At 68.6% G+C, this 14,305-nt stretch carries 13 protein-coding genes; 3 read left to right on the plus strand and 10 right to left on the minus strand.

Features of this window, described 5'->3' with window-relative positions; genetic code table 11:
• The first annotated feature begins 9 nt into the window (after window positions 1-9).
• Both I4U41_RS03255 and I4U41_RS03260 read left to right on the plus strand, forming a co-directional pair.
• Window positions 10-2,118, plus strand: coding sequence for a methyl-accepting chemotaxis protein (locus I4U41_RS03255; protein ID WP_206859700.1), 2,109 nt, complete (start codon window positions 10-12; stop codon window positions 2,116-2,118).
• 84 nt (window positions 2,119-2,202) lie between these two features.
• The gene (locus I4U41_RS03260) at window positions 2,203-2,601 is read left to right on the plus strand and encodes a hypothetical protein (protein ID WP_206859701.1); all 399 of its coding nucleotides are present in this window, start codon (window positions 2,203-2,205) and stop codon (window positions 2,599-2,601) included.
• 89 nt (window positions 2,602-2,690) lie between these two features.
• Here the strand turns inward: I4U41_RS03260 and I4U41_RS03265 are convergent, their stop codons facing one another.
• From I4U41_RS03265 to rlmE, 10 genes are all read right to left on the minus strand, one after another.
• Entirely contained in the window at window positions 2,691-3,983 is a 1,293-nt protein-coding gene (locus I4U41_RS03265) for an adenylosuccinate synthase (RefSeq protein ID WP_206859702.1), read from the minus strand.
• 240 nt (window positions 3,984-4,223) lie between these two features.
• On the minus strand, window positions 4,224-4,412 hold the full coding sequence (locus I4U41_RS03270) for a DUF2065 domain-containing protein (RefSeq protein ID WP_425492466.1): 189 nt from the start codon (window positions 4,410-4,412) through the stop codon (window positions 4,224-4,226).
• A gap of 8 nt (window positions 4,413-4,420) precedes the next feature.
• Window positions 4,421-5,284 carry a protease modulator HflC gene (hflC, locus tag I4U41_RS03275; protein WP_206859703.1) on the minus strand — a complete coding sequence of 288 codons (864 nt, stop codon included), beginning with the start codon at window positions 5,282-5,284 and terminating at the stop codon, window positions 4,421-4,423.
• Window positions 5,281-6,393 carry an FtsH protease activity modulator HflK gene (gene hflK / locus I4U41_RS03280; RefSeq protein WP_206859704.1) on the minus strand — a complete coding sequence of 371 codons (1,113 nt, stop codon included), beginning with the start codon at window positions 6,391-6,393 and terminating at the stop codon, window positions 5,281-5,283. The genes hflC and hflK overlap by 4 nt, the downstream gene beginning before the upstream one ends.
• Window positions 6,394-6,494: 101 nt before the next feature.
• A complete protein-coding gene (hflX, locus tag I4U41_RS03285; RefSeq protein WP_206859705.1) occupies window positions 6,495-7,820 on the minus strand; it encodes a ribosome rescue GTPase HflX in 1,326 nt (441 codons plus the stop codon).
• 114 nt (window positions 7,821-7,934) lie between these two features.
• Window positions 7,935-8,210 (minus strand): RNA chaperone Hfq, encoded by a 276-nt coding sequence (gene hfq, locus I4U41_RS03290; RefSeq protein ID WP_206859706.1) that lies wholly within the window; start codon window positions 8,208-8,210, stop codon window positions 7,935-7,937.
• Window positions 8,211-8,344: 134 nt separating this feature from the next.
• Window positions 8,345-9,319: a tRNA (adenosine(37)-N6)-dimethylallyltransferase MiaA gene (gene miaA, locus I4U41_RS03295; RefSeq protein WP_206859707.1), complete on the minus strand. Its 975-nt coding sequence runs from the start codon at window positions 9,317-9,319 to the stop codon at window positions 8,345-8,347.
• Between the two features lie 799 nt (window positions 9,320-10,118).
• The gene (gene folP / locus I4U41_RS03300) at window positions 10,119-11,018 is read right to left on the minus strand and encodes a dihydropteroate synthase (protein ID WP_206859708.1); all 900 of its coding nucleotides are present in this window, start codon (window positions 11,016-11,018) and stop codon (window positions 10,119-10,121) included.
• A gap of 232 nt (window positions 11,019-11,250) precedes the next feature.
• Window positions 11,251-13,152 carry an ATP-dependent zinc metalloprotease FtsH gene (gene ftsH, locus I4U41_RS03305; protein WP_206859709.1) on the minus strand — a complete coding sequence of 634 codons (1,902 nt, stop codon included), beginning with the start codon at window positions 13,150-13,152 and terminating at the stop codon, window positions 11,251-11,253.
• A gap of 86 nt (window positions 13,153-13,238) precedes the next feature.
• The gene (rlmE, locus tag I4U41_RS03310; protein ID WP_206859710.1) at window positions 13,239-13,886 is read right to left on the minus strand and encodes a 23S rRNA (uridine(2552)-2'-O)-methyltransferase RlmE; all 648 of its coding nucleotides are present in this window, start codon (window positions 13,884-13,886) and stop codon (window positions 13,239-13,241) included.
• A gap of 72 nt (window positions 13,887-13,958) precedes the next feature.
• Between rlmE and yhbY the strand changes: the two genes are divergently transcribed.
• Window positions 13,959-14,264, plus strand: coding sequence for a ribosome assembly RNA-binding protein YhbY (gene yhbY, locus I4U41_RS03315; RefSeq protein ID WP_206859711.1), 306 nt, complete (start codon window positions 13,959-13,961; stop codon window positions 14,262-14,264).
• The last annotated feature ends 41 nt before the right edge of the window (window positions 14,265-14,305 follow it).

The following is a 14,305-nucleotide window of genomic DNA, read 5'->3' on the forward strand; positions in this document are numbered from 1 at the left end:
GGAACTCCCATGTCCACCTCACGTTCGACCAGCGTGCAAACCAAGCTGCTGGGCGCGCTCGCGCTCGGCCTCACCGTCATCCTCTTCTGCGCGCTCGGCGGTCTCGCCTCCGCGTGGCTCAGCCTGTCCACCGAAGTGCCGCCACAGGTGCAGCGCGCCGCCGACGCCGAACGCGTCGGCCGCGAGTTCCGCGCGCAGGTGCAGGAATGGAAGAACGTGCTGATCCGCGGCAATGACCCGGCGATGCTGGAAAAACACCTAAAGGCCTTCAAGGACAACGGCGCGCAGGTGCAGACGCTCGCGACCCAGCTGGCCGACGGCATCGACGATCCGGACGCGGCGAAGATCGCCCGCGAGTTCGTGCAGCAGCACGCGGCGTTGCAGGCGAATTACCTCGACGCGCTGGAGGCGTTCGCCGAATCCGGTTACGACACGCACGTCGGCGACGCCGCGGTGCAAGGCATGGATCGCGAGCCCACGCGCGTCCTGGAGTCGCTGATCGATCGCACCAAGACGCTCGCCGACGCGGCGGTGTTGAAGACCTCGCAGGACGCCCGTCGCGGGCTGGTCGTCGCCGCCGCGCTCACCGTGCTCGCCGCGCTGGCGCTGGTGATCGCCATCGCCTGGTGGGTGCGCCGCTCGATCGTGCAGCCCATCGTGCAGGTCGCGCTCGCCGCGCAGGCGGTGTCGCGCGGCGAACTGGATTCGCGTCTCTCGGTGACCACGCGCGACGAGATCGGCACCCTCGCCCGCGCGATGCTCGACGTCACCGGCACGCTGACCGCGGTCTCCGCCGCGCAGGCCGACATGGCCGCGCGCCACGACGCCGGCGAAATGGGCTTCCGCATGGATGCCGCGCGTTTCCCTGGCGCCTACGGCCGCATGGTCGAGGACACCAACGCGCTCGTCGGCGCGCAGGTGTCGTTGATCGAACGCATGCTCGGCGTGATGCAGCGCTACGCGGTGGGTGACCTGTCGGTCGACATGGACGAACTACCGGGCGAAAAGGCTTCGATCACGCGCGCGATGGCCGCCTCCAAGCGCAACCTCGGCGCGATCAACGCGGAAATCCGCCGCCTGGTGGCCTGCGCGGCCGAAGGCGATTTCGCCACGCGCGGCGACGAAGCGGCGTTCCAGCACGATTTCCGCGACATGGTAGCGGGCCTCAACCGCCTGATGGCCGGCACCCACGGCAACCTGCAGCAGCTCTCGACGTTGCTGCGCGCGATCGCCGACGGCGACCTCACCGCGCGCATGCAGGGCGAACACCACGGCGTGTTCGCGACGATGCGCAACGACGCGAACGCGACCGTCGAACGGCTGCTGGAAATCGTCGGCGGCATCGTCGAGGTGACGCGCGCGATCAACGGCGCCGCCGCCGAAATTTCCGCCGGCAACAACGACCTGGCGCAGCGCACCGAACAGCAGGCGGCGAGCCTGGAGGAAACCGCGGCGTCTATGGAGGAACTGACCACCACCGTGCGCCAGAATGCGCAGAGCGCGCGCGAGGCCAGCCAGCAGGCCGGCGAAGCGGCCGACGTGGCGCGCGACGGTGGCCGCGTCGTCGGCGACGTCGTCGCGACGATGGAAGGCATCGAGAAGTCGTCGCGCCGCATCGCCGAAATCATCGGCGTGATCGACGGCATCGCCTTCCAGACGAACATCCTCGCGCTCAATGCGGCCGTGGAAGCGGCGCGCGCGGGAGAACAGGGCCGCGGCTTCGCGGTGGTCGCCGGTGAAGTGCGCGCGCTCGCGCAGCGTTCGGCGAGCGCGGCGAAGGAGATCAAGGGCCTCATCGAGGATTCGGTGAGCCAGGTGACGACCGGTTCGGCGCTGGTGTCGCAGGCCGGCGGCACGATGCAGCGCATCGTCGAGTCGGTGCAGCGCGTGACCGGACTGGTGACCGAAATCGCCGCGGCCTCGCAGGAACAGGCCGCCGGCATCGAGCAGGTCAGCCGCACCGTCGTCCACATGGACGAGGCGACGCAGCAGAACGCCGCGCTGGTGGAGGAAGCTTCGGCGACGGCGAAGTCGATGGTCGACCAGGCGGCGCAGCTGGGCGGCGCGGTGTCGGTGTTCCGCACGCAGGGCACCCACGCATTCGCCGCGGCAGCGTGACACGTCGAAGCGACCGCTTCGGCACGTTCGCGCGACGGGAGCGCGAGGCATCATGATCGCCTCCTTTCCGCACGACGTGCCTGCATGAACACGCCTGCCCCCACCCCGGACTTCGCCGTCGGCCAGCTCTGGCGCTGCACTGGCCGCTCGCTCGTCGAGACGCCGAAGCTGCTGATCAACCGCATCGACGAGCATCCGCTCGGCGGCCAGATCTTCCACGCGACCGTCTACGGCGTGCGTGTACGTAATCCGCGCCTGCCGGGCGGAATCATGGACAAACTGATGCACGTGCCGGTCACGCGCGACGTGCTCGAACAGAGCACCACGGCGCTGGAAGGCACGCGACCGATCGACCCGATCTTCCAGCAAGGTTACCGGGAATGGAAGCAGGCCTTCGATGCGGGCCGCGCGGGCTCGTTCGGCGTGCCGTTGGCCACGATCCTGGAGATCATCGAGCGCGGCATGAACGGTCAAGGGCGCTGATCCGACGTCCTCTTCACGCCTCGCCGAGGGGACGGAAGCGAAAAGGCCCCGCGGTGCGGGGCCTTTTCCTTAGACGTTGAAACTGCGTATCAGGCGAACGGATCCTGCAGCACCATCGTGGCGTCGCGGTCCGGACCGGTGCTGACGATGGCGATCGGGCAGCCGGCCAGTTCCTCCAGCGCGCGCAGGTAGGCACGTGCGGCGGGCGGCAGCTTGTCCCACTCGGTGATGCCGTGCGTGCTCTCTTCCCAGCCCGGGAATTCCAGGTACACCGGCGTGCACTCTTCCCAGCCCGCCGCATCGAGCGGCGCGTACTCGGTGCGCTTGCCGCGGTATTCGTAGGCGATGCAGATCTTCAGCTTCTCCATGCCGTCGAGCACGTCGAGCTTGGTGATGCACAGGCCGGTGATGCCGTTGACGGCCACCGCGCGACGCAGCGCGACGATGTCCATCCAGCCACAGCGACGCGGACGACCGGTGGTGGCGCCGTATTCCTGGCCGCGATCGCGCAGGCCCTGGCCGATGTCGTCGTCCAGTTCGGTCGGGAACGGACCGCCGCCGACGCGCGTGGCGTAAGCCTTGGCGATCCCGAGCACGTAGTCGATCGCGTCCGCGCCCACGCCGGTGCCGGCATACGCGCCGCCGACGGTGGTGTTGGAGGAGGTCACGTACGGATAGGTGCCGTGGTCGATGTCGAGCAGCGAGCCCTGCGCGCCTTCGAACAGCACCTTCTGGCCCTGCTTGCGCAGCTCGTGGAGGATGCCGGCGACGTCGGACTTCATCGGCTCGACGTATTCGCCGAAGGCCAGCGCTTCGTCCAGCGTCTGCTGGAAGTCGACCGCGTCCACGCCCAGGTACTTGGTCAGCACGAAGTTGTGGTAGTCCATGGTCGCGCGCAGCTTGTCGGCCAGTTGCTGCGGGTAATGCAGGTCGGCCACGCGGATGCCGCGACGCGCGACCTTGTCCTCGTACGCCGGGCCGATGCCGCGGCCGGTGGTGCCGATGGCCTTGCCGCCGGCGGCCTTCTCGCGGGCCTGATCCAGCGCGATGTGGTACGGCATGATCAGCGGCGTGGCCGGGCTGATCTTCAGGCGCGAGCGGACCTCCACGCCGTTGGCTTCCAGCTCGGCGATTTCCTTCTGCAGCGCCGCCGGCGACAGCACGACGCCGTTGCCGATCAGGCACAGCGCGCCTTCGCGCAGGATGCCGGAAGGAATCAGGTGCAGGACGGTCTTCTTGCCGCCGATGACCAGCGTGTGGCCGGCATTGTGGCCGCCCTGGAAACGCACCACCGCCCCGATGTCCTGCGTGAGCAGATCGACGATCTTGCCCTTGCCTTCATCGCCCCATTGGGCACCGAGAACGACGACTGACTGACCCATTTCGAAGCTCCTGACTCCGTTGCTTTGGATGGCCGCACGGCCGGGCCGCTCGCGGGGACTCCGGATGGGGCCCGCAAACAGCAAGAAAGCCGGCGGGGCGCTGGGCCCCGTCCGGCTTTTGTGCATTATCCGGGTTTTGGGTCGGCGGGACCACCCCGCCGCGATGGCCGGCCTTCACCCTGGCCGGCCCAGGCCGCGATCAACGTCCAATGGCCTCGATCGGCACGCTCCGGGCGTGACTCAACCGCGAACCAGCCACAGCGAGAGCAGTCCGATCCCGACCACCACCCCGCCGACCACGCGCAGCTGCCGGTCCGGCAGGGCGTGGAGCTGCTCGGCGGCGCGCTTCCAGCCGCGCGGCGCGGCGAAGAGGAACAGGCCCTCCAGCACCGCGACCAGGCACAGGGCCGACACCAGTTGTTCCAGCATGCGGGCGGTCAGCGATCCGAACGCAGGTACTGCAGGAACGGGTCGTCCTTGCTCAGCACGATCACGCCGTCGCCATTGGCGAACGACTTGCGGTACGCATCCAGGCTGCGCTGGAACGCGAAGAAGCCCGGATCCTTGTTCGCCGCCTCGGCGAACAGGCGCGTGGCCTCGGCATCGCCTTCGCCACGCAGCTTCTGCGCGTCGCGCTCGGCCTCGGCGACGATCACCGCCTTGTCGCGATCGGCCTTGGCGCGGATCGCCTGCGCCTGCTCCAGGCCTTCGGCGCGCAGCTGGCTGGCGACCTGCAGGCGCTGGCTGCGCATCTGGTTGTAGACCGAGCCGACGACGTTGCTGTCCTGCGGCAGGTCGATACGCTTGATGCGGATGTCGACGATCTTCACGCCCAGCGTCTGCGCGCCCTGGTTGATCGCGTCGAGCTGGCGGCCGATCACCGACGTGCGGTCGCCCGACACCACCTGCTGCAGCGTGCGCGAGTTGATCTCGTTGCGCAGCGAGTCGCGGATGATCGGCGCCAGACGCTCGACCGCGGTGGTCTCGTCGCCGCCGGTGGCTCGGTAGAACGTGCGCATGTCCTGGATGCGGCCCAGCGCGAAGAAGTCGACGCTGACGTTCTGCTTGTCGTAGGTGAGGTAGCGCTCCGGTTCGGCGTCGAGCACCTGCAGGCGGCGGTCGAACACGCGCGCGCTTTCGACCAGCGGCCACTTGAAGTGCAGGCCCGGGCCGATGTCGGTGCGCACCACGCGGCCGAGGTTGAGCACGATCGCGCTGTGCCCTTCCCTCACCACGAACACCGAACCGAGCAGCGCGAACAGGGCCGCGACGACGGCGGCGATCCACAGGGAGAATTTCATCGCGTCACCTCCTCACGGCCGGACGGCCGGGGCGAACGAGCGGGTCGGGGCGTCTCGACGGGTTCCGTGCTGGCCGGAGGCGCGAGCAGGTCGGGCGTGAGCAGCGGCGAATTCGGTGCCGGCGCCGGCGTGCGGCGCTCGCCGATCGGCACGTACAGGATCTGGCGGGAATCGGCACCGACGATCGTGCGGTTGTCGGACAGCACGTCCTGCACCGTGTCCAGCCACAGGCGCTTGCGCGTGACGTCCGGCGCGGCCTTGTACTGGTCGACCATCAGCGAGAAGCGGGCGGCATCGCCCTGCGCGCGCGCGACCGTCGCGGTCTTGTAACCCTCGGCGCCGGCGCGCACGCGCGCGGCCTCGCCTCGGGCTTCCGGCACGATCTGCTTCGCGTAGGCCTGGGCCTGGTTGATCTGCGTGGTCTTGTCGGACGCGGCGCGCTGCACTTCGTCGAACGCGTCCTTCACCTCGTCCGGCGGACGCGCGTTGGGCAGGTTCAGTTCGGTGACCACCAGGCCGGTGCGATAGGCCTGCAGCGAGGACTGCAGCCGCTCGCGCACGGTGGTGGTGAGTTCGGCGCGCGCGTTGAGCACGGTGTCGAGATCGGAACGGCCGACCTGCTCGCGCACGGCGCTCTGCGCGGCTTCCTTCAGCACGCGGTCGGCATCGCGCGAACCGAACAGGTACATCTGCGGATCGCCGATGCGGTACTGCACGTTGATGTCGACGTTCACGATGTTCGCATCGCGCGTGAACACCGGCACGGTGTCGCTGTAGGCGTTGCTCTGGGTCGCGTTGACCTTGGTCACGCGCTCGATCGGCCAGGGCATCTTGAAATGCGGGCCCGGCTGCAGCACGCGCGAGAACTGGCCGAAGCGCAGGACCACGCCGCGTTCCTGTTCGGTCACCAGCACGAAGCAGTTGAAGGCCAGCCACAGCGCGAAGACGATGCCGACCCAGCGCAGGATGCCGCCGCTGCCGCCACCGCCGCCGAAGATGCCGCGCAGCGGATCGAGCAGCGCGTCGAGGCCGCGCCCGCCGGGCCTGCGGCGGGGGTTTCGTCCGTTCGAACCGCCGGAATTGTCACTGCCAGGGGTGTTCCAGGCCATGCCTGCTCCAAAGGAAGGATCCGCGTCCGCATTCAGCCGCGCGGACGTGCGTCGATTCTAGGTGGGGGTGCGATGTGCCTCAAGCAAGGCGGCCGAAGCGCCTAACTCGCCCAGGCCGCGTCCTCGTCTTCCTGCTCGGGCAACAGCGGACGCAGCGCCTCGCCGTGCGCCTGCACGAACAGGCGTTGCGCGTCGGCCAGCGGCAGGTCGACGCGGATGCGCCAGCCGTGTTCGTCGTGCTCCTCGCCACGCACCGCGCCCAGGTCGTGCAGGCGCGCGCGCAGCTTCGCCGCCTGCGGCGGCAGGCGCACTTCGCCGACGACGTGGCGCAGCTCCAGCGCTTCGGCGAGCGCCTGACGCAGCAGGTCCAGGCCCGAGCCGTCGCGCGCCGACAGCCATACGCGCAAGCGCCCTTCGGCCGGGCGGTCGATGCGCGGCGCGACCGCCTCGCCGTCGTTGCCGAGCCGGTCGATCTTGTTGAACACCAGCACCTGCGGCAGATCGCCCGCGCCGATGTCCTTGAGCACTTCGTCGACCTGCGCGATGCGTTCGTCGCGCAGCGGATCGGCGGCATCGACGACATGCAGCAGCAGGTCGGCCTCGCGCGCCTCGGCCAGGGTCGAACGGAACGCGGCGACCAGTTCGTGCGGAAGATCGCGCACGAAACCGACGGTGTCGGCCAGCACCACGCCGCCGCCGGACAGCTCGATGCGCCGCACCGTCGGGTCCAGCGTCGCGAACAGCTGGTCCGCGGCATAGGCTTCCGCGCCGGTCAGCGCGTTGAACAGGGTCGACTTGCCGGCGTTGGTGTAGCCCACCAGCGCCACGCGCGGCAGTTCGCTGCGCACGCGCGCGCGACGCATCTGGGTGCGCTGGACTTCGACCTTCTCCAGCCGCTTCTGCAGCTGCTCCAGGCGCTTCTGCAGCAGGCGGCGGTCGGTTTCCAGCTGGGTTTCGCCGGGACCGCGCAAGCCGATGGAACCGCCGCGCTGGCGCTCAAGGTGGGTCCAGCCGCGCACCAGTCGCGTGGCCATGTGCTTGAGCTGGGCCAGTTCGACCTGCAGCTTGCCGTCATGGCTGTGGGCGCGCTGGGCGAAGATGTCCAGGATCAGACCGGTGCGGTCGACCACGCGGCGCTGAAGCGCGCGTTCGAGGTTGCGTTCCTGGCCGGGCGACAGCGGATGGTTGACGAGGATGAGGTCGGCGCCGGTCGCATCGGCCGCGGCCTTCACCTCTTCCAGCTTGCCGCTGCCGATGAGCATGGCGGCGTTGGGGCGGTCGATGCGCGCGGTGAGCACCGCGGCGACCGTCGCGCCCGCGGAACGGGCGAGATCGGCGAACTCCTCCAGCAATCCCTCGTCCGGCGGACCGCCGGCATGGGGTTGGATCAGGAGGGCGTGCTCGCCTTTGCGGGATCGTTCGAACAAACCAGGTCGACCTGTACGGGGGCAGGAAGACAAGATGGGCGCCGACCCGCGGCGGCACAAGGGCCGCAGGTCATCGCGCCGCCGGCCGGGTGCGACCCGGCCGGTCGCGGGGCCTTACTCGGCATCGTCGGCACCCTCGGCGCCGGATTCGGACGACTGGACGTAGCCGCCGCCCGGCCCCACGCGCACGTTGCGCGCCGGCACCACGGTGGAAATCGCGTGCTTGTAGACCATCTGGCTGACGGTGTTGCGCAGGAGGACGACGAACTGGTCGAAGGACTCGATCGTGCCCTGCAGCTTGATGCCGTTGACCAGGTAGACCGACACCGGCACGCGTTCGCGCCTGAGCGCGTTCAGGAAAGGATCCTGCAAAGACTGTCCTTTGGACATGTTGTTCCCCAACTCGTTCTAGTTATCAGTGGTGTTGCAGCCCGGCGTCAGACGGGGGCGCATCGCCGGTCCGTCCCCACAGCGGCGACCGCCCGATGGTAGCGCAAACCCGCCACGGTGCACGCGCACCGGATTCAACGCCCGGCCGGTCCGCCGGGCGGTCGCATGAAGGCCGACAGCACCGCCTCCAGCGCGTCGCGCTGGACCAGTGGGTCGAACCAGAGCGCGTCGAGTTCCCCGCGCAGCCAGGTGAGCTGGCGCTTGGCGAGCTGCCGGGTGGCGTACACGCCGCGATCGCGGAACTCCGCGGCCTCGGTATCGCCCTCCAGGTGCTCCCACGCCTGCCGGTACCCCACCGCGCGCAGGGCCGGCAGGTCGAGCGGCGCCGGATGGTCGCGCAGCTGCGGAATCGCCCGCAGCGCACGGACTTCGTCCAGGAAGCCATCCGCCAGCATCAGGTCGAACCGCCGCGCGATGCGCTCGTGCAGCGTCGCGCGATCGGCCGGCGCCAGGATCAGCCTGAGCACCCGCACCGGCAGGCGCGGCGGTGGCGGCTCGCGGCGCCAGTCGCTGATGGTGCGGCCGGAGAGGCGGAACACCTCCAGCGCCCGCTGGATGCGCTGCGCGTCGGTGGCGTGGATGCGCGCGGCGGCCTCCGGGTCGATGCCGGCCAGTTCGGCATGCAGCGCCGTCCAGCCGTGGCGTTGCGCCTCGGCTTCCAGCTGCGCCCGCACGCGGGCGTCGGCCTCGGGCATCGGCGAGAGGCCGCGCAGCAGCGCATGGAAATACAGGCCGGTGCCGCCGGCGAGGATCGGCAGGCGCCCGCGCGTGAGGATGTCGTCCACCGCACGGCGCGCGTCCTGCGCGAACTCCGCCGCCGAGTACGGCTGCCACGGCTCGCGCAGGTCGATCAGGTGGTGCGGCACGCGCGCCTGCTCCGCCAGCGTCGGCTTGGCCGAACCGATGTCGAGCCGCTTGTACACGAGCGCGGAATCGACGCTGACGATCTCGCCGCCGAAGCGTTCGGCCCAGTCGAGCGCGAGCGCGGTCTTGCCCGAGGCGGTCGGGCCCATCAGGGCAATCGCGATGGGGCGCGTGTCGGCGGGCATGTCGGAGGCGGCAACTCGGGGGCGTAGCCTCGCACAGCGGCACCGCGCGCGAAACTCGCCGCTTTCCACACAAGGTGTGGAGAACCACTGGGGCAAGGCTGTTGATAAGACGCCGCAGCCCAGACGTCGCAAGCGTTCCCGGGTGAATGGCGAAATTTTGGCCAGCCCGCCGCGGCTATCCACACCGCCTGTGGACAAGCCTGCGGACAGCGGTGTGGAGAGTCCCCGCATCGCTCGCAGTCACGGGGCTTGCCGCAGGTTTGGACAAAAAATCACCACACATTCTTCTTGACGACGGCGTCCGTTTCGGCATCACCGCCCCATGCTCCGGGAACAGGTCCCGACGCCACAATCGCAACTATCCACATCGCCTGTGGACAAGCCTGCGGACATCGATGTGGAGACGTGGCTGCACCCCTTGCGGTGCAAGCACCGCAAGGGGTTTGGCGAAAAACTGACCGCAGGAAACGTTTGACTTGCGCGTCCATTTCGGCATCGCGCCGCATCGCATTCGCGCACGATGCATTTCGATATCCACACCGCTTGTGGACAAGCATGCGGACATCGTTGTGGAGACGATGCCGCAAGCCTTGCAGCGCAAGCGTTTCCGGGATCTGGCTAGAAATTGACCACTCGAATCGCTTGACGGGGAGGGCGATTCGGGCATCGAAACGCGCGGTATCCACACAAGCTGTGGACAAGCATGCGGACAGCGGTGTGCGTATCGCGTCGCAGCCCTTGCGCCACAAGGCGCGCGGCATGTTTGATCAAAAAATCGCCACGCGGCGATGTCGCGATGTCAATCGTCGTCGGGCCACTTCGGCATCGACGGCGCCGGCTTCGCGCGCGGCATCGCCTGCGAGGCGATCGCGTTCCACACCTTCAGCGCGTCGACGGTGGCGGCCACGTCGTGCACGCGCAGCAGCTTCGCGCCGCGTTGCGCGGCGATCAGGTGCGCGGCGACGGAACCGGTCGCGCGGTCGCGCGGCTCGTTGCGTCCGGTGATCTCGCCGATCGTGCGCTTGCGCGAAAGTCCCGCGAGCACCGGAACGCCGAGTTCGGCAAAACGCTCCAGCTGCGCGAGCAAGGCGAGGTTGTGCTGCGTGTTCTTGCCGAAGCCGAAACCCGGATCGACGACGATCTTCTTCTTCGCGATGCCGGCCATTTCCGCGGCGAAGATGCGCTCGGCGAGGAAGCGGTGCACGTCGGCGACGACATCGTCGTAGTGCGGCGCCTCCTGCATCGATCGCGGTTCGCCCTGCATGTGCATCAGCACGACCGGCACGCCGAGCGCGGCGGCCGTGTCGAGCGCGCCTTCGCGGCGCAATGCGTAGACGTCGTTGACCAGGCCCGCGCCGGCCTGCACGGCGGCGCGCATCACTTCGGGTTTCGAGGTGTCGATGCTGATCGGCAGCGAGGTTTCCTTCGCCAGACGTTCGATCACCGGAATCGTGCGACGCAGTTCTTCCTCGACCGGTACGTCGGCCGCCCCGGGCCGCGTGGATTCGCCGCCGATGTCGAGGATGTCCGCGCCCTCCTCGGCCAGCTTCAGGCCGTGCGCCACCGCGGCCTCGAACGTGTCGTGCGCGCCGCCGTCGGAGAACGAGTCCGGCGTGACGTTGACGATGCCCATGACGCGCGCGCGATCCAGCGCGAGGGGACGGCCGTTGCAGTCGAGGATGGGCGTGGTGTCGAACATGGCGGGCTGTCGTCGCGGGGAAGGTGTGATCTTACGGCTCCGCGCGATGCGAGGTCGGCGGCGCCGGTCTCGCGCCTTGTTGTTGTAGCGCGGGTAAGCGCGGCACGCCCGGGTGAATGACCAGGTCCCCGGGTGCGCTGCGCTTACCCGGGCTGCAAGAGCCGCGTCGTCCCGACCAAGAAAAGAGCCGGCGCAAGGCCGGCTCTTCGAACGACTTCGCGATGGCTGCGGATCAGGTCTGCGCCGCAGGGCCGCCGATCGTGCCCGGGCGCTCGCCGTCGTCCTTCGGCGTCTTGCCGGACTTCGACCAGTCGGCCGGCGGGCCCGGACGGCGGCCGGCCATGATGTCGTCGATCTGGTGCGCGTCGATGGTTTCGTACTGCAACAGCGCGTCGGCCATCATGTGTAGCTTGTCGAGGTTGTCCTTGAGGATCTGCGTGGTGCGGCCGTAGGCCTTGTCGAGGATGCCGCGCACCACTTCGTCGATCTTGCGCGCGGTCTCGTTCGACACGTTCTTGTGCTGCGTGACCGAACGGCCCAGGAACACCTCGTCCTCTTCCTCGCCGTAGGCGATCGGACCCAGTTCGTCCGACAGGCCCCACTTGGTGACCATGTTTCGGGCCATCTTGGTGGCGCGCTCGATGTCGTTGGACGCACCGGTGGTGACCTTGTCGGCACCGAAGATCAGCTCCTCGGCGACGCGGCCACCGTACAGCGAGCAGAGCTGCGATTCGATCGCGGTCTTGTTGTAGCTGTACTTGTCGCCTTCCGGCAGGTACATCGTCACGCCCAGCGCGCGACCGCGCGGGATGATGGTGACCTTGTAGACCGGGTCGTGCTCCGGAACGATGCGGCCGACGATGGCGTGGCCCGCCTCGTGGTAGGCGGTGAGCTTCTTCTCGTCCTCGCTCATCGCCATCGAACGACGCTCGGCACCCATCAGGATCTTGTCGCGCGCACGGTCGAAGTGCTCCATGCGCACGTCCTTGGCGTTCTCGCGCGCGGCGAACAGCGCCGCCTCGTTGCACAGGTTCGCCAGGTCCGCGCCGGAGAAGCCCGGCGTGCCGCGCGCGATCGTCATCGGATCGACGTCGTCGTGCAGCGGCAGCTTGCGCATGTGCACGCGCAGGATCTGCTCGCGGCCCTTCACGTCCGGCAGGCCGACCACGACCTGTCGGTCGAAACGACCCGGACGCAGCAGCGCCGGATCGAGCACGTCCGGACGGTTGGTCGCGGCGATCACGATCACGCCCTCGCCGCCCTCGAAGCCGTCCATCTCGACCAGCAGCTGGTTGAGCGTCTGCTCGCGCTCGTCGTGACCGCCGCCCAGGCCCGCGCCACGATGGCGGCCCACAGCGTCGATCTCGTCGATGAAGATGATGCAGGGCGCGTGCTTCTTGGCCTGGTCGAACATGTCGCGCACGCGGCTGGCGCCGACGCCGACGAACATCTCGACGAAATCCGAACCGGAGATGCTGAAGAACGGCACCTTCGCCTCGCCCGCGATGGCGCGCGCAAGCAGCGTCTTGCCGGTGCCCGGCGGGCCGACCATCAGCACGCCGCGCGGAATCTTGCCGCCCAGCTTCTGGAACTTGGAGGGATCGCGCAGGAATTCGACCAGTTCGCCGACTTCCTCCTTCGCCTCGTCGCAGCCGGCGACGTCGGCCAGCGTGACCTTGACCTGGTCCTCGCCCTGCAGCTTGGCGCGCGAACGGCCGAAGCTCATCGCACCCTTGCTGCCGCCCTGCTGCATCTGGCGCATGAAATAGACCCAGATGCCGATGAACAGCAACCAGGGCAGGACGTTGATGATGATGTAGAGGATCGACGGGCCGCTCTGCGGCGGCTGCTGGTCGATGGCGACCTTGTGGTTGATCAGGTCGTTGATCAGGTCCTTGTCGTCCTTGGGCTTGTAGGTCGTGAACTTCGAGCCGTCGTTGCGCTCACCGGTGATGGTGGCGCCGTCGTCGGCGATCTTCACTTCCTTCACCCGGTCCTGCTGGACCTGGTGGACGAACTGGTCGTACTGGAGCGTTTCGGCAACTCCCGCGCGCGGCCCGAATGCCTGGAAGACCACCATCAGCACGACGGCGACGATCACCCAGAGCAGCAGATTCTTGGCCAAATCGTTCATTCAGTTCCTACCTGGCGCCCTTGGCGCATTGCAGCGGGGGTGGCGCGCACCCGTCCCGGGCGCGTCGCCGTACAACCTTTCGAACCTTACTTCATTACCGCGCGCTTGCCCTGTGCCAGCGCGTAGACCTCGGGCGACCGCTTGCGCGAGGCCTCGGGCTTGCGGATCACGACCCGGTCGTAACGCCGGCGCAGCTCCTTCACGTACTCGTCGAAGCCGACCCCCTGGAACAACTTGATCAGGAAGTTGCCCCCGGTGCGCAGGTGCCGGTCGGCGAAGTCCATCGCCAGCTCCGAGAGGTACATCGCCCGGGGCATGTCGACCGCGTCCACGCCACTCTTATTGGGGGCCATGTCCGACAGGACAAGGTCCACCTGCTGTCCGTTCAGCGCCGCTACCAGGCGGGATAGGACCTCATCTTCCCTGAAATCCCCATGAAGGAATTCGACGCCGGCGAGCGACGGCATGTCGAGGATGTCCAGGGCGATGACCCGGCCCGGACGCGCCGGATCGAGGCGATCGAGCTCCTGCCGGACCCACTGGGACCAGCCGCCCGGGGCGGCGCCCAGGTCCACCACGACCATGCCCGGCTTGAGCAGGCGGTCGCGTTCGACCAGTTCCTCCAGCTTGTAGGCCGCGCGCGAACGCAGGCCCTCGGCCTTGGCCTTCTTCACGAAGGGGTCGGAAAAGTGTTCCTTGAGCCAGCGTTGGCTGGATTTGCTGCGGCTCGCCATCGGCCGGCGTCGAGGTGGGCGTGGGGGTGGTCATGATACCCTGCGCGCCCCCCAGAGGTTTTCCGTACCCCGATGCAGACCGTCCTGACCGCCGCCCAGACCCGCTTCCTGCGCGGCCAGGCCCACGACCTGAAGGCGATGCTGCAGGTGGGCGGCAAGGGCATCACCGACGCGCTGGTGGCGGAGATCGACCTGGCGCTGGAACACCATGAGCTGATCAAGGTGAAGGTCGGCGCCGAGGACCGCGACGCCCGCGACGCGATGATCGGCGAGATCGCCCAGCGCACGGGCGCCGCGCTGGTGCAGCGCATCGGCCACACGGCCGTGCTGTACCGCCCGAGCCGGGACAAGCGCCAGATCGTGCTGCCGCGGGCCTGAGCGCTTCCGGGATTCGGGATTCTTAACGGCCATCTCCCGCG

Origin of the sequence: Lysobacter changpingensis, from assembly GCF_017308985.1 — a bacterium.
Taxonomy (GTDB): domain Bacteria; phylum Pseudomonadota; class Gammaproteobacteria; order Xanthomonadales; family Xanthomonadaceae; genus Lysobacter_J; species Lysobacter_J changpingensis.